We start from the raw sequence: 22,933 nt of genomic DNA on the forward strand, positions 1-22,933 counted from the left end.
CAGGAGGCCGACCACGGCGGCGCCGGCGGGCCCCGGACCGCCCCCGGCCCGCGCTGCCCGGTTCCTATCCTCGGGCCATGACCGCACTCGTCTCACCCGTCACCGCCGCTGAGCTGGCGGACCACCGCGGCCAACTGGCCGACCTGCTCGTCGCGGTGGTCCGCGAAGGCTCCTCCCTCGGCTTCCTCTCCGGCCTCGACCACGCCGCCGCAGCCGCCTGGTGGGAGGCCCTCCTGCCCTCCCTCCGCGACGGCACCCTCGCCCTGTGGGTGTCCCGCCCCGCCGAGGGCGCGCCGGTCGACGGCACCGTCTCCTGGGCCCGGGAGACCAAACCCAACGGCCGCCACCGCGCCGAACTGCGCAAGCTGATGGTCCACCCCGCCGCCCGGGGCCGCGGCACCGCCCGGGCCCTGCTCGCCGAAGCCGAGGACGCCGCCGCCCGGGCCGGAGTCAAGCTGCTCTTCCTCGACACCGAGACCGGCAGCGGCGCCGAGCGCCTCTACCGGGCCGCCGGCTGGACCGAGGCCGGGACCATACCCGACTACGCCGCCGACCCCGACGGCCGCCTGCACCCCACGACCCTCTACTACAAGCACCCGTCCCCCCGGTCCAGGTGACCTCCCCCGCCGCGCCGCGTTAGACCCCGTAGCCCCACCACCGAGCGAGGGAGAGAACGCATGCACGCCGCATCCGCCGGCGCACCACCGACCCGTCGCGCGGTCCTGCGCGCGGCCTTCACCGCGGCGGTCCTCGCCGGGACCGCCGCGGCCCTGGCGCCTGTCCTGCGCGCCCGCCGGCCCCGGCAGACCGTCAGCCCCGCGCCGCTCGCGGAGGAGACCTACCGCGGCCGGCACATCCAGGTCACCGCGGCCGGGGTCCGCATCGACGGCCGCCCCCTGCACGTGATGCGCCGCGCCGACGGCAGCTACCTGAGCGGGATCAACCACTTCCAGTCGTACGGGACCCCCCTGGAGCTCGCCCGCGCCGCCGTCGACGAGCTCGGCACGACGCAGCTCGCCCTCGCCGCCCCGCACCACGGCTGACGCACGGAAGGCGAGGAGCCCGCGTTGTACACCCGGCAGAACCAGCGGAACCTGACCAGCAGCCAGAAGCGGCGGTTCACCGCCGCCGTGCTGGAGCTCAAGCGGACCGGCGCGTACGACGAGCTGGTGCGCATGCACGACAAGTACTTCGTGCCCGACCGAGGCAGCAAGCTCCGCGTCGGCCACATGTCCCCGTCCTTCTTCCCCTGGCACCGGCGCTACCTGCTGGAGTTCGAGGGGCTCCTGCGGGGCGTCGACCCGGGCGTGAGCATCCCTTACTGGGACTGGACCACGGACAACAGCCCTGCCTCCTCCCTGTGGGCGGAGGACTTCCTCGGCGGCACCGGCCGCGAGGGCGACCGCCAGGTCATGACCGGCCCGTACGCCCACCGGTCGGGCAACTGGGAGATCAAGGTCGGCTTCACCGAGGCCCGCTTCCTCACCCGCAACCTGGGCCGGCCGCAGAACCCGATCACCCTGCCCACCCGGGCGGAACTCCAGTGGGCCCTGGACGACCCGGTGTACGACACCGCTCCCTGGAACTCCACGGCCCGCGACGGCGGATTCCGCAACAAGCTGGAGGGCTGGGCCGCCCCCAAGTCCGAGCGCTGGCGCAACCACAACAAGGTGCACCAGTGGATCGGCGGCCACATGACGGGCGGCACCGCACCCAACGACCCCGCGTTCTGGCTGCACCACGCCTTCGTCGACCTGCTCTGGGACCGCTGGCAGCGGCAGCACCCGCGCTCCGGCTACCTGCCCGCCGCCCCGCTGCAGCCGGGCGACCTCCAGCGGGGCCGGGTGATCTCCCTGGACGAGCCCATGCCCCCGTGGAACGTCACACCGCGCGAGATGCTGGGCCACACGAGCCTGTACCGCTACGAGTGACGGCCCCGACGCGAGGAGGCCCCCGCCGGACGGCGGGGGCCTCCAGCGGCCGGATCACCCGGCCGGACGGCCGGTCAGTGGCCGTAGCCCTCGGTGTGCTGCTCGCCACCGGACTGGTTGATGCAGGTGTTGCCGAACGCCGGGTTCAGCAGGGCGATGACGTTCACCGTGTTCCCGCACACGTTGACCGGGACGTGAACCGGAACCTGGACGAGGTTGCCGGACAGGACACCGGGGGAGCCGACCGCCGCACCGTGCGCTCCGGCATCGGCGACGGCCAGACCGGCACCGGCGGCCAGGGCGCTACCGGCGGCAGCGGTGACGGCGACTGCCTTCGCGATACGCGACATCAAGATCTCCTCGTGAGGTGTGGGCGCCGCAGGGGACTGCGGCAATTCGACATGGCGTACAACGCGGCCGGGGCCGCGTGGTCACGGCCGCTGGGCCGTCGTGGTGACATCGAAGCGGACGGAGTCGAAGTACGGCGTGATCTGGCCTCCGGCCCCGGGCCGCAGGACCTCGACCGGCGTGCCGGCGCAGCCCGGCCGGGGGTAGAGGTACGCGGTCCCCGACGTCTTGTTGGTGACGCCGCGGGCCCCGCCGCCCCGGGCCTCCACACAGCCCTCGGGAGCCGTCAGCCCGTGGACCCGGTCGTCCCGGCCGACGTACTGGAAGTCGGGCTGGCCGGCGGCGGCCAGCGCCGGGGAGCCGGCGGCGAGCAGCAGCAGGGGTGCCGGGGCGCAGGCCCGGACGAGGGAGCGGGCGGAGCGGGCGGTGATCGGCCCGCGCGGGAAGGGCATGGATGGCATGCCGGTCCAACCCGGCCCGGCCCCGGCCGGGTCACGCCTTGTCACCCCCCGCGCGCGTGTGCGACCGTGCCCCGGAGGGCGCACGGCCGCCCCGGACGGACGCCGAACGGCCGACCGGGACGACGCCCGCGCCGGTCCGACGAGAGGGACGCCATGAGCACTGCGGGCGCCACCACCCGCCCCCGGGCCGCCACCGCATGCGGCGCCGTCGAAGGCCGCCCTGGGCCCGGCGGCACCGCCGCCTTCCTCGGCATCCCCTACGCGGCCCCGCCCGTCGGGCCCCTGCGGTTCGCCGCTCCCCGGCCCCCGCGGCCCTGGACGGGCCTCCGCGACGCCGGTGCGTACGGGCCGACCGCCCCGAAGGCCCCCTACTCGCCGACCTTCGCCGCGCTCCTCGCCGACCCGGTCGTCCCCGGCGACGACTGCCTCAACCTCAACGTCTGGACGCCCTCCCCCGACCCGGCGGCGAAGCTGCCCGTGATGGTGTGGCTCCACGGCGGCGCCCTGACCCGCGGCTCCTCCGCCGTCCCCGTCTACGACGGCACGGCCTTCGCCCGCGACGGCGTCGTCCTCGTCTCCGCGAACTACCGGCTGGGCGCCCTCGGCTACGGGCTGTTCCCCGACGCCCCGGCCAACCGCGGCCTCCTCGACCAGATCGCCGCCCTCGCCTGGGTCGCGGAGAACATCGAGGCCTTCGGCGGCGACCCGGCCCGCGTCACCGTCTTCGGCCAGTCCGCCGGCGCCATCAGCACCGGCGCCCTGCTCGCCGCGCCCCCGGCCGCCGGACTGTTCGCGCAGGCCGCCCTGCAGAGCGGCGCCCCCGAGGTCCTTCCGCGCGAGCGCGTACGGGCCCTCGTACGGCGCATGGCCGCCCTGCTCGGGGTGCCCGCGACGGCCGCCGCCTTCGCCGCCGTCCCCCTGCCCCGGCTGCTCGCCGCGCAGGAGGCCGCGTCCCGCCGCTCCGGCCCCCTCGCCGGCGGCCCCGCCCTCGGCCTCGTCGCCGACCCGGCCACGCTGCCCGAGGACCCCCTGCCGGCCGCCGCCCGCTCCCGCGTCCCCCTCCTGCTCGGCTGGACCAGCGACGAGTACCGGCTGTGGCTGGCGCCCACCGGCGCCGTACGGCTGCTGGACCGCATGGGGCCGCTCGCGGTCGCGCTGGCCCGGGCCCGCAGCGGCAAGGACCGCGCCGCCCTGCGGACGCTGCGCACCGCCCTGCCCGGGGCGAGCCCCGCCGCGTACGCCGGCCAGCTGCTGACCGACCACCGGCTCCGCGACCCGCTGCGGCTGCTCGCCGGGGCGGCCCGGCCGGCGCCGTCCTACGTGTACGAGTTCGCCTGGCCGTCCGGGATCCCCGGCCTCGGCGCCTGCCACGCCCTCGAACTGGGCTTCGTCTTCGACACCCTCGCCGTGCCGGAGGCGTCCTGGCTGGCCGGACCGGACGCCCCGCAGGAGCTCGCCGACCGGATGCACGCCGCCTGGGTCCGCTTCGCCCGCACCGGCGACCCGGGCTGGCCCGCCTGGGACGGCGGCGGCCCGCCGATGGTGTTCGGCGCGCCGCGGCGGGAGGGGGAGGGGGAGCAGGCGCCTACTCCACCGGCCCGTCCATGACCTTGCTGATGAACTGGATCGGGCCTTCGCCCATGCTCGGGACGTAGGTCTTCGCGTTGTGCTTCCCGTTCGGGATCACCCGCATGCTGGTGTGGACGGGGCCCTTGCCGTAGGTGGCGATCCACTTCTCCACGTCCGGCAGCGTCTTCTTGTTGTTCTCGCTGTCGCCCACCTGGAAGGCCAGGTAGACGTCAGGGCCCTTCTTGTCGATCAGGTCCTTCGCCAGCGCGCCCGGGTCGTTCGCGGCCTTCTCCTTGTCGTGTCCCTTCCACAGCGGGGAGTCGGGCACCACGTCCGGGCCGGAGCAGATCGCGGCCTTGAACCTGTCCGGGTGCTTCAGGACGGCCTTCAGGCTCGCGAAGCCGCCGGTGGAGGAGCCCATGAAGGCCCAGCCGTCACGGGACTTGACCGTACGGAAATTCGCCTTCATCAGGTCCGGGACGTCCTCGGTGAGCCACGTGCCCATCTTGGGCTGGCCGGGGATGTCGGAGCCGTCCCAGTAGATGCCCTTGTCGTCACCGGCGGGGTTGAGCACCGGCATGGCCAGCAGGAACGGCTTGCTCTTGCCCTCGGCGTACCACTTCGCGATGCTCGTCTGGAGGCCGAGGTCGGTGCCCATCCAGTAGTTGTTCGGGTAGCCGGCGCCGCCCGGGAGGGCGATCAGCACCGGGAAGCCGCTCTTGGCGTACTTCGGGTCGTCGTACTCCTTGGGCGCCCACACCCAGACCTTGCCCTTGAAGCCCGACTTCTTGCCCTCCAGGGTGGTCACGGCGACGTGCGTGCCGTCGGGCAGGGTCATCGAGTTCTTGAAGTCGGCCGCGGGGCCGGTCGGCATCAGGGCCTTCGAGCCGGGCTTCTGCGCGCCGCCCTCCTGCCCGCCGCCGCCCTGGGCCGGGGCGCCGAAGGAGACGCTCTTCCCCTTGTCGGTGAAGGGGGGTATCTCGAAGTGGTACATCGCGCCGGAGGCTATTCCGGCGAGGGCCAGGACGGCGGCACCGACGGCGAGCCACCGCCGGCCGCGCCGCGGCCGGCGGCCGGACTCCGGTTCCGGTGCGGGGTCCGCGTACTGCGGGTACTGGCCGTCGGGTGAGTACGACATGTGCGGTGGCTCTCCGGCTGGTGCTGCCCCGTCGGGGCTCGGTCAACACGTTCTGATCGAAGGATGATCGTACGGGTCTACCAGTTCCGGTTTTTTCCAGCTCTTGGGCTGACCTGGGGCTGGGCCTTGCCGAACGGGCCGCCCCCGGCCGCGCGGGCGGCCGGGGGCGGGAGACTCCTGCAGGAGCGTTACGCCGGGACGAGCGCCTTGCGCCGGCGCCGCCGCGGAGCCCGCGCCGAGAGCCGCAGCTCGATGACCGCCCGCACGGTCGGCCACTCCTCGTCGAGGACCGAGTAGAACGCGGTGCTGCGCACCGCCCCGTCCAGGCCCCGCGAATGCGCCCGGCGGACCCCCTCGGGCGTGAACCCGAGCCGTTCCATCGCCGCCCGCGAGCGCACGTTGCGGGCGTCCGCGCGCAGCGAGATCCGCCGTACGCCCCACGTCTCGAAGGCGTGGCGCAGCATGAGCAGCTTCGCCTCCGTGTTGATGCCCGTCCCCTGGGCGCCGGGGGAGAGCCAGGTGTTGCCGATCTCCGCGGCGTCCGGGATGGCCGTCAGCGGATCCCCGAAGGGGACGCCCGGCACCGCGGGCCACACCAGCGGCCCCTGCCAGTAGTCCAGCTCGAGGAACCGGGTGGAGCCGACGACGAGGCCGTCCGAGGCTCTGACCACCGCGAACGGGAGCGATCGGCCGGCCGCCTGATCGGCGAGGGCGCGGTCGATGTACTCGTGTGACGCCTGCACCCCATGGGGTACGGGGGTGAAGGCGTAAGTCGTACGATCCTCGGCCCCGGCCATGGCCAAGGCCTCGGCGTGGTGCGGGGCGAGGGGCTCGAGCCGCACGGTGCGGCCGGCGAGGAGTACGGGTACGGGCACGGAGCCTTCGGTCCTTCTGGGCGGTGGGGTGGTTGCACAGTCTGCGCGCCTGCAGTCACCCCCCGCGCAAAACGCGGGTGAAAGGCAACGGGCTGTCAGGTGAAGCGCGAGTGCCTCAATGTAGCCCCTCGGAGAGCTCTCATGAACCCCCAAAATGGCAACGCCGCGGCCATGTTTTCCGGCGCGTCGGCTCTGCGCGTCCGCAAGGCGCTGACCTGCGGCGATGCGCCAAGATCGAGGGCGGTCCGATGTGATTTGCCTCGCCGCCCGCCCGGTCGGCCGGCCCGCGCTCCCCGGCCGGGCCCGCCGCGCCCCGGCGGGGGCTCCCGGCGGCTCCCGGCGGCCGGTGCGCGAGGGGCCCGCGGCGGCCTGCGGAACGGCGGTCCGCAGGCCGGATCGGCCCGCTGAAACCAAGGTCGACAGGCCCCCTCGGGCGGGCCGTCACGCTGCTGCACGGGGTGGTGACGAGACGCATACCGCCCCCGCCGGGGTACCGCGCCGCCTCGCCGCCGCCCAGCCGGCCGACTCCGTCGGGGACGGCGCCCGCCACGCGTGCTCGGCCCTGTTCTTCACCCGGGTGGTCGGTCTGCCGCCCGCCCTGATCGGGCTCGGCCCGACCCTCGCCTGGGCGGTCGGCTCGGTCGCCGGCATCCCGCTGGGGGCGCTCGCCGACCGGCGGGGGCCGCGCGGCGCCTCCGTGCTGCAGGCCGCGGCCACCGCGGCCTGCGCCGCCTCCTTCCGGTTCGTCCGCTCCTCCGCCGGATCGGCTTCTCCCTCGCGCCCGCCGACCGGGCCGGCCACTACCAGGGGTTCTTCGGGACCGGGGTGCCCCTCGCCCGGTCCGCGGGCCCCGTGGTCGTGACCTCCCCGGTCCTGCTCGGGGGCGTCCCCGGCTGGTTCCCGCCGGGCGGGCTGCTCCCGGCGGCCTCGTACGCGACGGGCCCGGCGGTCCGGTGGGCGGAGCGCAGCCGTCCGGGCGCGGTCCGGGCGGCATACGCCACCGGTGCGCCGGGGGCCCGGGGGACGGGCGCCGCGGGGGCGCCGGTCGCGCCCTGAGATCATCTGCGGCATGGAGATGGACGACGTACTGCGCCGGCTGGCGGCCGTGGGGCCGTTCTTCACGGTGTCCGGCGGGGCGCGGCCGCCCGCGGAGGGGTTCCGGCCGCTCGCCGAGCTGTACGGGGACCGGCTCGGCCCGTACGTGGCCGAGGTCGGCCGGCGCATCGGCAGCGGACCCGGCCGCGTGGCCGCGTCGACCGCGCAGTTCGGGATCGCCTCGCGCCTGTGGTCCCTCGGCCTGGGGTGCGCCGCGCTGGGCGGCCGGGTGCCGGACCTCGGGCCGGACCGGCTGTGGTGGCGGATGCCCGAGGGCGGATCGCTGGAGCTGTGGCTGCCCGCGCCCGGCGAGGGGGCCCGGCCGGCCGCGGACCTCGGGGCGGCCGTCCTGGCGCACCTGGAGGTCCTGGACGCGCCACTGCGGGAGCGGTACGGGGTCTCGCCGCAGGTCCTGCGCGGGAACACGGCGTCGGGGCTGGTCGGGGCGCTGCGGGTACTGCTCGGCCGGGTGCCGGACGGCGGTCCGGCCACGGCTCTGGCGGCCGGGCTGCTGGCGGAGGGCGGCGCGCTCGGCGGCACGGGCGCCTTCGTCCACGAGGAGGGCCTCGGGGTGGCCTTCGTGCGGCGCAGCTGCTGCCTGTACTACCGGACGCAGGGGGGCGGCCTGTGCGGGGACTGCGTGCTGCGGACCCGGTAGGCGGGGCGGCCGTCACGGACGCGTGCGGGCCACCGGGGGGCGGTTGCCCGCACCCCGGTGGCCCGCCTCGGTGTGGCGATGCGTCCGGAAGGCTCAGAAGGTGAGGTTCCAGGCGTCGATCCGGCCGGTGTCGCCGCGGTAGTTGTCGTTCACCCGCAGCTTCCAGGTGCCGGCGGCCGCCTCGGAGGAGGCGTTGACGGTGTACACCTGGTCGATGTTGTCGGCGCTGCCGCCGGCGCGGTTGTGCAGCGTGTAGACGCTGCCGTCCGGGGCGATCAGGTCGACCTTCAGGTCGCCGATGTAGGTGTGGACGATCTTCACGCCCACCTTGAGGGTGGCGGGGGCGTTGCCGGTGACACCGGTGACGGTGATCGGGCTCTCGACGGTGGTGTTGTCGCCGATGGCGACGTCACCGGCGTTCTCGAAGAACTTGCCGGGCGGCGGGGTGGCGCCGACCGCCTTCAGGGCGTCCACCTGGCCTTCGCCGAAGAAGCCGTTGTTGGCGGTGGTGCCGGTGCAGCGGCTGTCCGACGGGCAGGCGATGTCGTTGGCCTGGAGGGCCAGCTTCTCGCGGATCTGCGCCGGGGTGATGCCCGGGTTCGTGCTGGCGATCAGCGCGGCGACGCCGGCCACGTGCGGCGAGGCCATCGAGGTGCCGCTCATGGAGGAGTACTTGCCGCCGGGGACGGTCGAGTAGACGTTGCTGCCCGGGGCGGAGACGTCGATGATGCCGCGGCCGAAGTTGGAGAAGGACGCCTTGGTGGTGCCCTCGCCGTTGGCGGCGACCGTCACGACGCCCGGCAGCTCGGTCGGGATGTCGAGGCAGGCGTTGGTGATGGTGCGGGTCACCGGGGTGGAGTCGTTCGGGCTGGCGGTGTCGACCGTCTTGTTGGCGAGGTCGTAGTTCTCGTTGCCCGCCGCGGCGACCTGGAGGGAGCCCTTGCGCTCGGCGTACTCCTGGGCGCGCCGGACGCCCTCGATGATGGCGGCCTGGTCGGCGTTGTCCGGGCAGTTGAACTGCCACGGGTCCGTGTAATAGCTGTTGTTGGTGACCTTGAAGCCGTGGTCGCCGGACCACATGAAGCCGCAGATCGTGTTCTCGGGGAAGAACAGCGAGGAACCCGGCTCCGCGATGCGGACGGAGGAGATCTTCACGCCCGGCGCCACGCCGACGACGCCCTTGCCGTTCTTGGCGGCGGCGACCGTGCCGGCGACGTGCGTGCCGTGTTCGCCGACGTCCCGCCAGGCGCCGGCGCGGGTGTCGGGCTTGCCGTAGGCGCAGGAGACCGAGTCGGCGGCGTTGAAGTTCGGCGCCAGGTCCTGGTGCTGGTCGTCGACGCCGGTGTCGAGGATGCCGACCTTGACGGCTGCCGAGCCGGTGGTGACGGCCCAGGCCTGGTCCGCCTTGATCTGGCTCATGTCGGCGCGGACCGGCTCGCCGGTCGGGGTCGTCGACTGCGCCGGGTTGGCGGGCAGCGCCGGGTTGTAGGCGTCCGCCGGCACGTCCGAGGTGCGGGTCGCGCCGACCTGCTGGACGCCGCTGACGCCGCGCATCGCGGTGGCGAAGTTCGCCGACGCAGAGTGGGCGACGATGACGCCGATGGCGTCGTAGTTCGAGAAGACGGTGCCGCCGTTCGCGGCGACCGCCGCGCGGACGGAGGCGTTGTCACCGGGGGCGGTGATCACGAGGTAGGCGCGGGTGCCGGCAGCCCAGGTCGCACTCTGGGAAGCCGGGGCCGCGGCAGGGGCCTTGGCGGCGGCGAACGGGGCGGCCGGGACGACCGGCAGGGTGCCGGCGAGGGCCGAAGGAGCTCCGAAGGCGAGCGCCGCGCCGAGGGTGGCCGCCAGAACGAGGGTACGTCGGGGTCGGCTGGATATGTGGGGTATCAATGCGTCCTCCGAGGACCCGGTGGTGCGGATCGCAGTTACCGGGCCGTACGAAACGAGTGGTGGACGCAAGATGTCAGACGCGTGCCCTCGGGCGGAAGTAAGTTTCAGCACAGCCGACTTGCCGGGCTGATGGCTGAAAACGATCGGTGTGAAGCCGGTCGAGCCGGCCGGGCTGGGCACCGTGGGGGCGAGCCCTGCCCGGCCGGCTCCCGGCCGGCGCACCGGTTATGCCGGTACGCCCGTCTTGTCGCCGGCCGAGGGGGCGGGCACGGCGGGGAGTTCCGTGCCGTGGCCGTCGTCGGTCAGCGTGGTCTCGTCGAAAGCCAGGTGCCCGGCGAGGACTTCGCGGGCCCGCTCGCGGTCGAACTCCTTCGTCCAGGTGCCGATCAGCACGGTCGCCACCGCGTTGCCCGCGAAGTTGGTGAGGGCCCGCGCCTCGCTCATGAAGCGGTCGATGCCCACGATCAGGCCGACGCCGTCGACCAGTTCCGGCCGGTGCGACTGCAGTCCGCCCGCCAGCGTCGCCAGCCCGGCGCCGGTCACGCCGGCCGCGCCCTTGGAAGCCACGATCATGAACAGCAGCAGCGAGACCTGCTCGCCGAGCGCGAGCGGCTCGCCCATCGCCTCGGCGACGAACAGCGAGGCCATCGTCAGGTAGATCGCGGTCCCGTCCAGGTTGAACGAGTAGCCCGTGGGCACGGTGATGCCGACGACCGGCTTCGACACGCCCAGGTGCTCCATCTTCGCGATCAGCCGGGGCAGCGCCGACTCCGAGGAGGACGTCGACAGGATCAGCAGGAACTCCCGGCCGAGGTAGCGCAGCAGCCCGAAGACGCTGATGCCGGTGCACAGTCGCAGCAGGCCGCCGAGTACGACGAAGACGAACAGCAGGCAGGTCGTGTAGAAGCCGATCATGATGACGGCCAGCGACTTCAGCGCGTCGATGCCGGTCGCCCCGACCACCGCGGCGATCGCGCCGAACGCACCGACCGGCGCCACCCACATGATCATCGCCAGGATCCGGAACACCAGCTTCTGGACATGGCCGATGCCGCGCAGCACCGGCTCGCCCGCCGCGCCCATGGCCTGGAGCGCGAACCCGCACAACAGGGCCACCAGCAGCGTCTGGAGCACCTCCCCGCCGGTGAAGGCGGACACCAGCGTCGTCGGGATGATGCCGAGCAGGAACTCCTGGGTGCTCTCCGCCCCGCCCGCCTTCGCCTGTGCCTCGCCGGCGTGCCGGACGGCCTCCGTCAGCTGCAGGCCGCTGCCGGGCTCCAGCAGGTTGCCGACGACCAGCCCGATCGCCAGGGCGACCGTCGACATGACCATGAAGTAGCCGAGGGCGAGGCCGCCCACCGCCCCCACCTTCGCGGCCTTGCGTACCGACCCGATGCCCAGCACGATCGTGCAGAAGATCACCGGCGAGATCATCATCTTGATGAGGTTCACGAAGCCGGTGCCCAGCGGCTTCAGCTCGACGGCCGCGCCCGGAGCGGCGAAGCCGACGGCGATGCCGAGCAGCACCGCCGCTATCACGGCGATGTACAGGTAGTGGGTCTTGTCGCGTCTGGCGGCCACGTTCGCCTCCTGGTGGTGAAAATCGTCCCGCCAGACCATCGCCCACCCCTGTGACCCCGGTCACCCTTGCGTTCATTGAGTTCACGGCCCGGTGCACACTGAGCGCCATGTTCCGGTTCCCCCGCCCGCCGCGCAGCCTCGCCGGCCAGCTCTTCGCCATGCAGGTACTGCTGGTCGCCGTCGTCGTCGCGGGCTGCGCGGTCTTCGCCTACGCCACGGCCCACGGCCAGGCGGAGGACGCCGCACGGCGCCAGGCCGGGGCCGTCGCCCGCGCCGTCGCCGACTCGCCGTCCGTCCTGGAGGCCGTGCGCCGGGCCGCCGGCGGCACCGACCCCTCGGCCGCGCTCCAGCCCTACGCGGAGCGGGTGCGCGCCGACTCGGGCGTCGACTTCGTGACGATCATGGCCCCCGACGGGCGCCGCTGGACCCACCGCAACCCGAAGCGCATCGGCGAGCCCTTCATGGGCAACACCGCACCCGCCCTGCGCGGCGAGACCTTCAGCGAGACGTACACCGGCACGCTCGGCCCCTCGATCCGCGTGGTCACCCCGCTCGCCGACGGCGGCCGGATCGTCGGCCTGGTCGCCGCGGGGATCACGGTCCGCGCCGTCAGCGACCGGCTCGCCGCCCAGTTGTCCGCCCTGGCCTGGGTCGCCGCCGGCGCGCTCGGCCTCGGCGCGGTCGGCACGTACGTCGTCAACGCCCGGCTGCGCCGGCACACGCACGGCATGAACGCCGCCGAGCTCAGCCGCGTGTACGACTACCACCAGGCGGCCCTGCACGCCGTCCGGGAAGGGCTGCTGATGCTCGACGGGCGGCGCCGGGTCACCCTGATCAACGACGCGGCCCGGGACCTGCTCGGCCTGTCCGGCGACGTCCGCGGCACGGCCGTCGCCGACCTGGGACTGCCGCCGCCGCTGACGGGGGCCCTGCTCGCGGACCGGCCGCGCGTGGACGAGGTCCACCTGACCGCGGAGCGGGTGCTGGTCGTCAACAGCTCGCCCGTCGCCGGCGGCGGCCGCCGCGGCACGGTCGTGACCCTGCGCGACCACACCGAACTGCAGTCGCTGACAGGCGAGTTGGACCACGAGCGCGGGTTCACCCAAGCCCTGCGAGGTCAGGCGCACGAGGCGGCCAACCGGCTGCACACCGTCGTCTCCCTGATCGAGCTGGGCCGCGCGGACGAGGCCGTGGAATTCGCCACGGCCGAGCTGGAGCTGGCGCAGGCCCTCACCGACGAGGTGGTCACCGCGGTCGGCGAGCCGGTCCTCGTGGCGCTGCTGCTCGGCAAGGCGGCGCAGGCGCACGAGCGCGGGGTGGAGCTGGTGGTCACCCCGGACAGCCGCGCCTTCGGCGGGACGGGAGCCGAAGCACCCGGCGGCGGCGTGCGCCCGGCGGGCGGGCCGCCCGCGGTCCCGGCCCGCGACCTCGTCACCGTCCTCGGCAATCTCGTCGACAACGCCGTCGACGCCCTGACCGGCGTACCCGGAGCCCGCGTCGAGGTCACCGTGCGCCCCGACGGCGACTCGCTCCTGCTCCGCGTCGCCGACAACGGCCCCGGGCTCCCCGAGGGCGCCGCCGCCGACGTGTTCCGGCACGGCTGGTCGGGCAAGGGGGAGGGGCGGGGCCTCGGCCTCGCCCTGGTCCGGCAGGTCGCCCACCGGCACGGCGGCACCGCCGAGGCAGCCGGATCCCCGGGCGGCGGAGCCCGGTTCACCGTACGGCTGCCGATGCGGAAGGAGCAGCCGGCATGACCGCGAGCGGACCGGCCGAGGGCCCCCGCACCGGCGCGGCTGCGGCGCCCCCGGCCGAGGTGCGCGTCCTGGTGGTCGAGGACGACCCGGTCGCCGCCGACGCGCACGCGCTGTACGTCGGCAGGGTGCCCGGCTTCACCGCCGTCGGCACCGCCCACTCCCTGGCGGAGGCCACCCGGGTCCTGGAGCGGACCCGCGTCGACCTGCTGCTGCTCGACCTCGGCCTGCCGGACGGCCACGGGCTGCGCTTCGCGCGCGGACTCCGCGCCGCCGGGCATCCGGTCGACGTGATCGCGGTGACCTCGGCGCGGGACCTGGCCGTCGTCCGCGAGAGCGTCTCGCTGGGCGTCGTCCAGTACGTGCTCAAGCCGTTCGCCTTCCCGACGCTGCGCGAACGGCTGCTGCGCTACGCGGAGTTCCGCTCGACGGCGGGGGAGGCGGCCGGCCAGGACGACGTGGACCGGGCGCTGGCCGCCCTGCGCACCCCGCGACCGGCCGAGCTTCCCAAGGGACTGAGCGCGCCGACCCTGGACCGGGTCGCCGCGCTGCTGCGGGCGGCCCCCGAGGGACTGACCGCGGCCGGGGCGGCCGGGGCGGCGGGGATCTCGCGGATCACGGCCCGCCGCTACCTGGAGCACCTGGTGGACACGGGCCGCGCCGACCGCACGCCCCGCTACGGCCAGGTGGGCCGCCCCGAACTGCACTACCGCTGGCTCGCCGCCGCGGCGGCCGGCTCGGTGTCGAAGGTGTAGAACTTGCGGTGGTCCAGCATGTCGGCCGGAGTGACGTCGTTCCACGGCCGCATCGTGTCGTTCAGGTCCACCACGTCGGCCGTGCCGGCGGCGGGCAGGTACGTCGACTGCGGGTGGCGGGCCTGCCATGCGGCCCACAGCTTGTCGACGAAGGCGTGGTGCATCCAGAACACCGGGTCGTTGGGGGAGACGCCGGTGGCCATCTGCCCGCCGACCCAGACGTGCACCCGGTTGTGCAGGTTGGCGCCGCGCCAGCCCTCCAGGTGGTTGCGGAAGCCGTTCGAGGCGCTGTTCCACGGCGCCATGTCATAGACCGGCATGGCCAGGACCGCGTCCACCTCGGCCTTGGTGGGCAGCTCGGCGACGCTCGCGCCGAGGGAGCGCCGCAGGTACGCGCGGCCGTCGACGCGCACGTTGACCGGGAACTTCCCGCCGGAGTACGCGAACGGGCCGTCCATGACCTGGCCGTCGCGGGCGCGGCCGGTGCCGCCCAGGAAGTCCGCGGCCCACAGGGAGGAGCGGGAGGTCCGGTCGGCGGTCCAGTCCCAGTACGGGAGCGCCACCGAGGCGTCGACCTTCTGCAGCTCGGCCTCGAACTCCAGCAGGAACCGGCGGTGCCAGGGCAGGAAGGAGGGGGAGCGGTGGCCGACGCGGTCGCCGGAGTCGGTGTCGCTCATGATGAAGCCGTTGTGCGTGGTGACGAACCGGTCGTAGACGCCGGTGCGCTTGAGCTCCAGCAGCGCGTTGGTGAAGGCGCGCTTCTCCTCGGAGGTCAGCGAGGCCTGGTTCTTGCGGACGGTCATGCCGTGCCTCCCGTGGGCGAGAACGGGGCGAGGGTGGCGCCCTGGAGTTCGCGCACGGCGGCGCGGGCGAGCGACAGCGGGTCGGCGAAGGTCTCGTAGTGGTTGACCACGCTGATCCAGGTGCCGTCGGCGTTGCGCATGACGTGCAGTTCGCGGCCGTCTATGCGGACGGTGGGCAGGCCGGAGTGGCCGCCCCCGTGGTGCCCGCCGTGGTGCCCGCCGGAAGCGGAGGCGGGGGTGATGCGGATGCGGCGGCCCTGGTACACCTCGTCGACCGTGCCGGAGGGGGTGGTGGCGGCGCGTGAGTCGGTGCCGGCCGCGTGCGCGGTGGCGCCGGCTATGCCGAGGGCGGCGAGAGCGCCGGCGGCGGTGCCCATGGCCTGCCGGCGAGTGATCTTGTTCATGGCCCGAAGAGGTACCAGTGTCCGAACGACCACTCGCTGTTATCAGGACATGAACGGATAAGTTTCCTATAGAACCATTTGGCGGATCTTCCCGTGCGGGCTGGGAGGGGGGCGCGTCGACGCGAAAGATTCTGTGGAAATCATCTTACTGGACAGTAATTTCTTCGGTGACGTCCCGTGTCCCATGGAGGGGCTCACACCGTCGAGACGACCGGAACTCGAAGCCGGATAAATAGCAGTCTGTCACCTATAGTCCGAAACATGGCTCTCCACGAGACGAAGCACGTCACCGGCGGCGACACCGGGACCGACGTCTTCACCACCGCCCTCAGCGACCGCGTCCTCCCCAAGTACCGGATGCCGGAAGAGCATTCACCGTCCGAGGCCGTCTACGCCCTGCTCCGCAACGAGCTCCTCCTCGACGGCAACGCCGCCCAGAACCTGGCCACCTTCTGCACCACCTGGTCGGACGACGGCGTCCACCGCCTGATGAACGAGTGCCTCGACAAGAACATGGTCGACAAGGACGAATACCCGCAGACCGCGGAGATCGAGGCCCGCTGCGTCAACATCCTGGCCCACCTGTGGCACGCCCCGGCCGAGGACGGCCCCGCCACCGGCTGCTCCACCACCGGCTCCAGCGAGGCCGCCATGCTCGGCGGCCTCGCCCTCAAATGGCGCTGGCGCGCCCGCCGCCGAGCCCAGGGACTGCCGGCCGACCGGCCCAACCTCGTGTGCGGGCCCGTCCAGGTCTGCTGGGAGAAGTTCGCCCGCTACTTCGACGTCGAACTGCGCCAGATCCCCCTGGAGGAGGACGCCACCGGCCTGCGGCCCCACCAGCTCGCGGAGTACGTCGACGAGAACACCATCGGCGTCGTCGCCATCCTCGGTGTCACCTACACCTGCGACTACGAGCCCGTCGCCGACATCGCGGCCGCCCTCGACGCGATCCAGCAGGAGCACGGCTGGGACGTCCCGATCCACGTCGACGGTGCCAGCGGCGGGCTCGTCGCCCCCTTCCTCCACCCCGACGTGGTGTGGGACTTCGCGATCCCCCGCGTCGCCTCCATCAACACCTCCGGCCACAAGTACGGGCTCGCGCCCCTCGGCGTCGGCTGGGTCGTCTGGCGCACCGCGGACCTCCTGCCCCCCGAGCTCGTCTTCGACGTCGACTACCTGGGCGGCGACATGCCGACCTTCGCCCTGAACTTCTCCCGGCCCGGCGGCGAGGTCATCGCCCAGTACTACCTCTTCCTCCGGCTCGGCCGCAGCGGCTACCGGAGCGTCCACCGGTCCTGCGCGGACACCGCCCGCCACCTCGCCGGCGAGATCGCCGCCATGGGCCCCTTCACCCTGCTCTACGACGGCCAGGGAGCCCTGCCCGCCGTCTCCTACCGGCTCACCGACCCCGCGGACGCCGGCTTCACCCTCTACGACCTCTCCGACCGGCTGCGGATGCGCGGCTGGCAGGTCCCCGCGTACCCGCTGCCCGCCCGCCGCGACGACACCGTCATCCAGCGCGTCCTGATCCGCCACGGCGTGACCCTGGACCAGGTCGCCCTCCTCGCCGAGGACATGCGCCGCGCCCTGGACCACCTCCGGGAGGCGCCCCCGACCCGGCCCGCCACGGCCCCCCGCTCCGGCTTCCACCACTGACGGCCCGCCGCGGGGGACCGCCGGCGGCGCGGCCGAACCGCGGCCGCCGCGCGAGCGTCCCTGCGGGCATGGGCATGCCGCCGAACGCCGCCGCCCTCCGCCGGGCGGGCCACGCGCTGAACCAGCTGCTGCACTTCGGCCTGAGACAGGCCGCCGGCTGCGCCTTCGCCGTGGCCCTGCTCGCCGGAGTGGGCGCCTCCCGCCTGCTGCCCGACCTCCCCGTCGCCCGCTACGACCTGCTGTTCGCGTACGGGGTCCTGCTCAGCACGGTGTGCCTGCTGACCGGCTGGGAGCGCGGCCGGGACCTCGCCGTGATCGGGGGCTGCCACCTCCTCGGGCTCGTGTTCGAGTACGTGAAGGTGGCCCTGGGCTCCTGGTCCTACCCCGAGCCCGCGCTGCTGAAGTTCGGCGGCGTCCCGCTCTACGGCGGCTTCCTCTACGCAGCCGTCGGCAGCTACGTCTGCGCCGTGTGGCGGCTGCTGAGGCTGGAGCTCAGCGGCTACCGCCCGGCGGCGACCGCACTGGCGGCGGGCGCCCTCTACGCGAACTTCCTCAGCCACCACTGGCTGCCCGACCTGCGCTGGCCGCTGGCCTGCCTGCTCGTCGCCGCCACCGCCGGGGCCCGGGTGCACTACACCGTCGGCAGGCACGCCTACCGGATGTGGATGCCGCTGACGTTCGTCCTGATCGGCTTCTTCCTGTGGCTCGCCGAGAACGCCGCGACCTACGCGGGGGCCTGGGCCTATCCCCACCAGCTCGACGGGTGGGAGCCCGTCCCCGTGCAGAAGTTCGGCGCGTGGGCCCTGCTCGTCAGCGTGCCCTGCGTGCTCGGCGCCGCTGCCCACCACCGGCCCGGAACCCGCCGGGCCGGTCCGTAGCGGCCCCGGCGCCCGCCGCGGCCCCGGTCACATGCGGGCGCCGAAGTTCTGCGTCCACCAAGGGCCGCCGGGCCCCTGGTGGAGCCCGACGCCTATGTCCTTGAAGGAGCAGTTCAGGATGTTCGCGCGGTGGCCGTCGCTGTTCATCCACGAGTTCATGACCGACTCGGCGGTGCTCTGCCCGCGGGCTATGTTCTCGCCGTACGTCGCCCACCGGTAGCCGGCGGCCGTCGTCCGCTCGCCCGGGTCGGAGCCGTCCGGGGCCGTGTGCGAGAAGAAGTTCCGGCTCGCCATGTCCTCGGAGTGCCGCTGCGCCGCCTTCCGCAGCTGCGCATCGTCCTTCAGCGGGCCGCAGCCCGCCTTCGCGCGCTCCGCGTTGACGAGGGCGATGACCTGGCCCACAGGGCCCTGAGGGGCCGGCACCGGAGCAGGGGAGGCGGACCGCGGGGCCGACGGGGACGGGGTCGGCGCCGCACCGGAGGTCCTGCCCGCGCCGGAGGGGCTCGCCGACGCCGAGGCCGAGGGCGGCGCCGTGGACGACGGGGACGGCGAGGCCGAAGCGGACGCGGACGGCTGGGCCGAGCCGCTCGGCGACGGGCCGGCGGACTCGCCCGCGGACAGCGCGTTCAGCGGAGCCGCCGGCGCGGCTCCGCCGCCCTCGCCGGCGGAGCCGGGGAACCCGCCCAGGTAGGCGAGGCCGCCGCCCGCGACACAGGCGGCGAGCACGGCACCCCCGACGGCCCGCCGCCGACTGCGCCGCCGCTTGCGCAACACGCTCCGGCCCCCGCCCGCCGCGCCACCGGCACCGCCCTCCGCGGAGCCGGCCGACGCGAGGCGGGCCACGGCCTCGCCGTCCCCGGAACCGCCGGAACCACCGTCACCGGCGTCCCCGAAGCCGCTGCCGCCGCCGTGCGCACCGGCGGCGAGGCCCTTGCCGCCGTCACCGGCGCCCGTACCGCAAGCGAAGCCGCTGCCGCCGTCTCGCACCGCACCGGCTCCGGCGAAGCCGCCACCGTCCGCGCCGGTGCCGAAGTTGCCGCCGCCGCCGTCCGCACCCGTGCCGGCGGCGAAGCCGTGGCCGCCGTCGCCCGTGCCGCCGAGCGGCGCCTCGTACGCGGGCGCCCAACCGGCGGACACCGCCTGGCCGCCGCCCGGGAACCCGCCCGCCGCGTACGCCGCGCCCGCCGGAGCGAAACCGCCCGCGGCGGCCGACCGCACCCCGGCCAGCAGCGCCGCCGACACCGGCACCAGCGCCAGGCCCGCCAGCAGCCCCTCCGCCGGGAGCAGCCCGTTCCACAGGCCGGCGCACCGCAGGCACTCGCGGGCGTGCCGGGCTATTCGCTTGCGCCACAGCGTCGACGGCTGCCCGTCCCACGAGGCCGTCACCGCAACCAGCGCCTCGCACGGCGGCTGCGCCGCCAGCGCCCCCTCCACCACGCGCGCGGACTCCAGCTGCGCCTTCATCCGCTGCACGCGCACCGCCGTGTGCTGCGGCGTCAGCTCCAGCGCCGCGGCCACCTCGCCCCGGGTCAGCTCCCCGGCGCACTCCAGCCACCACAGCGACAGCAGCGCCCGGTCGTCCGGCTCCAGCCAGCGCGTGGCACGTGCGGTCTCCCGGCGCTGCCCCTCCAGGGCCAGCCGGACGACGGTCAGGTCGACGAAGTCGGCCCCCGGGTCGGCGAGCTCCCAGGCGGCCTCCAGCCCGCTCTCACCGGGCGCGGTGCGCCGGGCCTGCCAGTACGCCCGCACCCGGTTCATCGCGATGGCGACCAGCCACGAGCGGAAGCTTTCGTCCGATCGGAGGGTGCCCAGGCCGTCGAGGGCCCGCAGCATCGTGTCCTGCACGACGTCGTCCACGTCGACGGAGCCGTTCATGGCGCGCCCGACGATGTTGTAGACCAGCGGCAGATACGCGCTGACCAGCTCGTCCTGCGCGCGGAGGTCTCCCGCGCGGGCCGCCGCGACCAGCTCTGCCGTGTGCTCTGAAGTCATGTGAGGTTCCCTGTCCGTCCCGGCGGTCGATGATGCCCGATACCTGGGAGACCGTCGACCGGGGCACGGATAACGCCTATCGGGGGACTTCTTCGAAAAAAAGTCCCGGGATCCGCGTCAGGTCTGCCGGAGCGGTACGTACTCCTCCGCCGACAGGCCGAACGTCCAGGCCACCCCCTCACGGGCGGTCCGCGTCCGCGGCGGGACGCGCAGCCAGTAGGTGCGGAACGTGCCGTCGGGCTCGGCGGTGGAGTTCACGACCTCGACCATGGCGACGTCCTCGTCGTCGTCCAGCCCGATCCGCCACAGCACGCCCGTCTCGTCCCGGTGCACCGGTTCCGCGCCCGAATCGGCGAGGTAGCGCTCGTAGCCGTAGAACTCCAGCATCACCCGGCGCAGCTCGGCGTTCTCCTCCTCCCGGATCCGCTCCGGGGTGAGCCCGGCCAGCCCCGACAGGAAGTCCGCCGGCACCGGCATGCCCCGCCACGCGTGCAGCGCGAAGCCGTCGGAGAACGCCAGCGCCGGGCCGTCCCGCCGGTCCAGGCGCCCCGCCTCGTCCCGGTGCAGTTCCGCGGGCCGGTCGCACACCACGGCGACGTCCTCGTAGGGCCACCACCAGCCGGCGTGGCGCGCGGCATCCGCCAGACCGGCCAGCGCGGGCCCCCGGTCCGCCAGGGCGGCCAGCCAGGCCGCGTCGTGCTGTCCCGGCACCGCGTCGAGCAGCAGCAGGCGGATCTGCGGCGTGTCCTCCAGCTCCTCCGCCACCCCGTCGCGGATCCGCTCGGCCAGCGCCCACGTGACGTCCCAGAGGCGGGCGCCGGTCGCCGCCCACAGCGCCGTGTACCCCGCCACGCCCAATTCGGCATGCGCCCGCGACCGCTCCGCCTCCCAGGGCCTGGTCCGCACCTCGTCGCGGACGCTCCACCCGGTCCTCTCGCCGAGCTCCAGCAGCAGTGCCACGGCCTCTCGCGGCGACCGCGCCCACAGGACGCGGTCGGGCCCGGCCAGCCCGGCCGAGCGGTAGGCGAGCCGGACGGCGGCCTCGGCGGCGGCCCGGTCGGCGGGGCCGGTGGCGGCGGCCACGGCCCGCCACTCCTCCATCCGTTCGGCCGCGCCGCCGGCGGCTCCGGCTACGCGGCCGCCAGGGGTGCCAGGGGTGTGGTGCGTGGTCACGTCGTCCTCGGTCTCGTACGGGGCCGGCCGCGGCAGCGGCCGGCCGGGTGGGGGAGGACCGCGGCGGCCCGGTGGGCGCCGTGCGGCCCGGGGTGCGGGCGGGTGCGGGGCGGGCGGTCAGTCGGCGACGTACCGGACCGCGCCCGGCACGTACTCCCGCTGCCGCACCACCCGGAACCAGCCCTTCGGCAGGGGTATCGCCGCATGCTCCTCGTGCACCACGCGGCCGCCCTCCGGGAGGTGCAGCAGCAGCGGCCCGAACTCCCCGCCCTCGCGCACCAGCCGGCCCGGCCCCGGTACGGCGTGCGCGTGCCCCGTCACCTCTCCGCGCGCCAGCACCAGCCGGCCCCGCGCGTCCCGCGCCTCGCCCGGCGCCCGCACCGCCCACTCCGGAACGGCCCCCTTCGGGACCGGCGCGATCAGGACGTCCCCCTGCCGGTACACGGCTCTCCCTCCCGCGGGCCCCCTCGGACCCGCTCGACCTTCCCCACGCTAGGCCGCGGGTCTGACAACGCCCCCTCGAACGCGTGGTCGGGACTGTCGGTGCCGCTTGGTAGAACTGGTGTCGCACGTCCGTCCGACCGGCCACCCACCCCAGGAGCAGCGCACATGAGCATCAGCGGCCACATGGAGGAGTGGGGAGGCCTGCCCGTGTACGCCTTCCCGCCGCCCGGCGAGGAGCCCGCCGGGCCGCTTCCCGAACCCGACAGCGTCGCCTGGCGCGTCAGCGCCGACTTCTGGGAGTCCGACGAGGAATGGCCCGCGGCCTTCGCCCGGTTCGCCGCCGCCGTCGACCTCACCCGCGTCCGCTCGCTGATCGTCGGAACCTGGAGCGAATGCGCCGAGCGCATCGGGGAGTACGTCCTCGACGTCCTCCTCCCCGCCGCAGACGGGATGCCCGAGCTCCGCGCCCTCTTCCTCGGCGACATGACCTGCGAGGAGAGCGAGATCTCCTGGATCGAGCAGGCCGACGTGGGCCCGGTCCTGGAGGCGTTCCCGCTGCTGGAGGAGTTCGGCGTCCGGGGCGGCAGCGGCCTCGTCTTCCCGCCGCTGCGACACGCCGCGCTGCGCCGGCTGCGCATCGAGACCGGGGGCCTGTCCCGGGAGGTCGTGCGCACCGTCGGCGCCTGTGACTTCCCGGCCCTGGAGGACCTCGACATCTGGCTCGGCACCTCCTGGTACGGCGCGGACACCCAGCCGGCCGATTTGGAGCCCTTCATGACGGGCTCCCGGCTGCCCGCCCTGCGCCGCCTCGCGCTGCGCAACAGCGACATCCAGAACGAGATCGCCACCGCCCTCGCCGGCGCGCCCGTCGTCGCCCGGCTCCGCGAACTCGACCTGTCCATGGGCACGCTGGGCGACGAGGGCGCCCTCGCCCTCCTCGACGGGCAGCCCCTCACCCACCTGCGCAAGCTGGACCTCCACCACCACTTCATCAGCGAGCCCGTGGCACTCCGCATCGAGGAGGCCCTCGCCCCGCACGGCGTCGAGGTCGACCTCGGCCACCGCCAGAGCACCCGCAGCAGGCGGGACGGGCGCTACACCGCGGTCGCCGAGTGAACCCGGCCGGGGCCGCGCGGTTCGCCGTGGTCGGCAATCCGGACAACCGCAGGACGGCCTTCCTCCAGGCCGCCCTGCGGGCCGCCGGGCTGCCCGCGGCACGCGTCGTGCCCTGGCTCGACGTCCTCGCGGGCACCGCCCGCTTCCACCCCGGCGAAACCGTGCGGATCGACAGCCCGGGCGAGGACCCGCAGGTCGACCGGATCATGCGCGGCGCCGCCGAGCCGACCCGGGTGGAAGGCGGCGTCCGCTGGTACCGGGCGTTCCGCGCCGCCGTGGAGCGGATCGCGCACGACGTGCGGGCGGCGGGCGGGCGCCTGTTGGCCGACCCCGCCGAACTGGCCGTGCTCTTCGACAAGCGGCTGTGCCACGCCGCCCTGGACCGGGCCGGGATCCCCGTCCCGCCGTCCCCCAC

At 74.5% G+C, this 22,933-nt stretch carries 21 protein-coding genes and 1 pseudogene; 11 read left to right on the top strand and 11 right to left on the bottom strand.

Annotation, left to right across the window (positions count from 1 at the left end; translation table 11 throughout):
• Positions 1-77: 77 nt before the first annotated feature.
• From EF903_RS10545 to EF903_RS10555, 3 genes are read left to right on the top strand one after another with little or no spacing between them, the layout of a single operon-like run.
• Positions 78-617 carry a GNAT family N-acetyltransferase gene (locus EF903_RS10545; protein WP_125542937.1) on the top strand — a complete coding sequence of 180 codons (540 nt, stop codon included), beginning with the start codon at positions 78-80 and terminating at the stop codon, positions 615-617.
• A gap of 60 nt (positions 618-677) precedes the next feature.
• Positions 678-1,043: a tyrosinase family oxidase copper chaperone gene (locus tag EF903_RS10550; protein ID WP_114055517.1), complete on the top strand. Its 366-nt coding sequence runs from the start codon at positions 678-680 to the stop codon at positions 1,041-1,043.
• Between the two features lie 24 nt (positions 1,044-1,067).
• Positions 1,068-1,931 (top strand): tyrosinase family protein, encoded by an 864-nt coding sequence (locus EF903_RS10555; protein ID WP_125542938.1) that lies wholly within the window; start codon positions 1,068-1,070, stop codon positions 1,929-1,931.
• Positions 1,932-2,005: 74 nt separating this feature from the next.
• On the opposite strand, the gene EF903_RS10560 is transcribed toward EF903_RS10555, so the two are convergent.
• Together EF903_RS10560 and EF903_RS10565 are read right to left on the bottom strand one after the other, a co-directional pair.
• Positions 2,006-2,281: a chaplin gene (locus EF903_RS10560; protein ID WP_125542939.1), complete on the bottom strand. Its 276-nt coding sequence runs from the start codon at positions 2,279-2,281 to the stop codon at positions 2,006-2,008.
• 81 nt (positions 2,282-2,362) lie between these two features.
• A complete protein-coding gene (locus tag EF903_RS10565) occupies positions 2,363-2,731 on the bottom strand; it encodes a hypothetical protein (protein WP_125542940.1) in 369 nt (122 codons plus the stop codon).
• Between the two features lie 162 nt (positions 2,732-2,893).
• Here EF903_RS10565 and EF903_RS10570 point away from each other — a divergent pair, with 162 nt between their 5' ends.
• Positions 2,894-4,348, top strand: a complete 1,455-nt coding sequence (locus tag EF903_RS10570; RefSeq protein ID WP_125542941.1) for a carboxylesterase/lipase family protein — start codon at positions 2,894-2,896, stop codon at positions 4,346-4,348.
• Here EF903_RS10570 and EF903_RS10575 read toward each other — a convergent pair.
• Both EF903_RS10575 and EF903_RS10580 read right to left on the bottom strand, forming a co-directional pair.
• Positions 4,326-5,447, bottom strand: a complete 1,122-nt coding sequence (locus EF903_RS10575; protein ID WP_260615060.1) for an esterase family protein — start codon at positions 5,445-5,447, stop codon at positions 4,326-4,328. The two genes, EF903_RS10570 and EF903_RS10575, sit on opposite strands and share 23 nt — an antisense overlap.
• A 188-nt stretch (positions 5,448-5,635) precedes the next feature.
• Complete coding sequence (locus tag EF903_RS10580) at positions 5,636-6,322, bottom strand: GNAT family N-acetyltransferase (RefSeq protein WP_125542942.1); 687 nt, start codon at positions 6,320-6,322, stop codon at positions 5,636-5,638.
• A 1,069-nt stretch (positions 6,323-7,391) separates the two neighbouring features.
• On the opposite strand from EF903_RS10580, the gene EF903_RS10585 reads away from it, so the two are divergent.
• On the top strand, positions 7,392-8,075 hold the full coding sequence (locus EF903_RS10585) for a (2Fe-2S)-binding protein (RefSeq protein ID WP_125542943.1): 684 nt from the start codon (positions 7,392-7,394) through the stop codon (positions 8,073-8,075).
• Positions 8,076-8,168: 93 nt separating this feature from the next.
• Here the strand turns inward: EF903_RS10585 and EF903_RS10590 are convergent, their stop codons facing one another.
• Positions 8,169-9,965 (bottom strand): S8 family serine peptidase, encoded by a 1,797-nt coding sequence (locus EF903_RS10590; RefSeq protein WP_185902608.1) that lies wholly within the window; start codon positions 9,963-9,965, stop codon positions 8,169-8,171.
• 225 nt (positions 9,966-10,190) lie between these two features.
• A complete protein-coding gene (locus tag EF903_RS10595; RefSeq protein ID WP_125542944.1) occupies positions 10,191-11,585 on the bottom strand; it encodes a cation:dicarboxylate symporter family transporter in 1,395 nt (464 codons plus the stop codon).
• 68 nt (positions 11,586-11,653) lie between these two features.
• On the opposite strand from EF903_RS10595, the gene EF903_RS10600 reads away from it, so the two are divergent.
• Both EF903_RS10600 and EF903_RS10605 read left to right on the top strand, forming a co-directional pair.
• On the top strand, positions 11,654-13,300 hold the full coding sequence (locus EF903_RS10600) for a sensor histidine kinase (RefSeq protein WP_125542945.1): 1,647 nt from the start codon (positions 11,654-11,656) through the stop codon (positions 13,298-13,300).
• Complete coding sequence (locus EF903_RS10605; protein ID WP_260615061.1) at positions 13,297-14,052, top strand: response regulator; 756 nt, start codon at positions 13,297-13,299, stop codon at positions 14,050-14,052. Before EF903_RS10600 ends, EF903_RS10605 begins: the two co-directional genes overlap by 4 nt.
• Here EF903_RS10605 and EF903_RS10610 read toward each other — a convergent pair.
• Both EF903_RS10610 and EF903_RS10615 read right to left on the bottom strand, forming a co-directional pair.
• On the bottom strand, positions 14,004-14,855 hold the full coding sequence (locus EF903_RS10610; protein ID WP_125542946.1) for a tyrosinase MelC2: 852 nt from the start codon (positions 14,853-14,855) through the stop codon (positions 14,004-14,006). The two genes, EF903_RS10605 and EF903_RS10610, sit on opposite strands and share 49 nt — an antisense overlap.
• Positions 14,852-15,259: an apotyrosinase chaperone MelC1 gene (locus EF903_RS10615; protein WP_125542947.1), complete on the bottom strand. Its 408-nt coding sequence runs from the start codon at positions 15,257-15,259 to the stop codon at positions 14,852-14,854. The genes EF903_RS10610 and EF903_RS10615 overlap by 4 nt, the downstream gene beginning before the upstream one ends.
• A gap of 261 nt (positions 15,260-15,520) precedes the next feature.
• Here EF903_RS10615 and EF903_RS10620 point away from each other — a divergent pair, with 261 nt between their 5' ends.
• The gene (locus tag EF903_RS10620) at positions 15,521-16,915 is read left to right on the top strand and encodes a glutamate decarboxylase (protein WP_125542948.1); all 1,395 of its coding nucleotides are present in this window, start codon (positions 15,521-15,523) and stop codon (positions 16,913-16,915) included.
• Positions 16,916-16,983: 68 nt separating this feature from the next.
• On the top strand, positions 16,984-17,793 hold the full coding sequence (locus EF903_RS10625; RefSeq protein WP_125542949.1) for a DUF817 domain-containing protein: 810 nt from the start codon (positions 16,984-16,986) through the stop codon (positions 17,791-17,793).
• 27 nt (positions 17,794-17,820) lie between these two features.
• On the opposite strand, the gene EF903_RS10630 is transcribed toward EF903_RS10625, so the two are convergent.
• From EF903_RS10630 to EF903_RS10640, 3 genes are all read right to left on the bottom strand, one after another.
• Positions 17,821-19,785, bottom strand: coding sequence for a sigma-70 family RNA polymerase sigma factor (locus EF903_RS10630; protein ID WP_125542950.1), 1,965 nt, complete (start codon positions 19,783-19,785; stop codon positions 17,821-17,823).
• A 117-nt stretch (positions 19,786-19,902) separates the two neighbouring features.
• Entirely contained in the window at positions 19,903-20,886 is a 984-nt protein-coding gene (locus EF903_RS10635; protein ID WP_125542956.1) for a DUF6745 domain-containing protein, read from the bottom strand.
• A 189-nt stretch (positions 20,887-21,075) separates the two neighbouring features.
• The gene (locus tag EF903_RS10640; protein WP_125542951.1) at positions 21,076-21,402 is read right to left on the bottom strand and encodes a hypothetical protein; all 327 of its coding nucleotides are present in this window, start codon (positions 21,400-21,402) and stop codon (positions 21,076-21,078) included.
• Between the two features lie 165 nt (positions 21,403-21,567).
• Between EF903_RS10640 and EF903_RS10645 the strand changes: the two genes are divergently transcribed.
• Both EF903_RS10645 and EF903_RS10650 read left to right on the top strand, forming a co-directional pair.
• Positions 21,568-22,518, top strand: a complete 951-nt coding sequence (locus tag EF903_RS10645; RefSeq protein WP_125542952.1) for an STM4015 family protein — start codon at positions 21,568-21,570, stop codon at positions 22,516-22,518.
• Positions 22,515-22,933: pseudogene (locus EF903_RS10650) on the top strand (hypothetical protein); the annotation flags it as partial. The gene EF903_RS10645 and the pseudogene EF903_RS10650, both read left to right, overlap by 4 nt.

The sequence above is a fragment of the Streptomyces sp. WAC05292 genome (assembly GCF_003949955.1).
GTDB lineage: Bacteria > Actinomycetota > Actinomycetes > Streptomycetales > Streptomycetaceae > Streptomyces > Streptomyces globosus.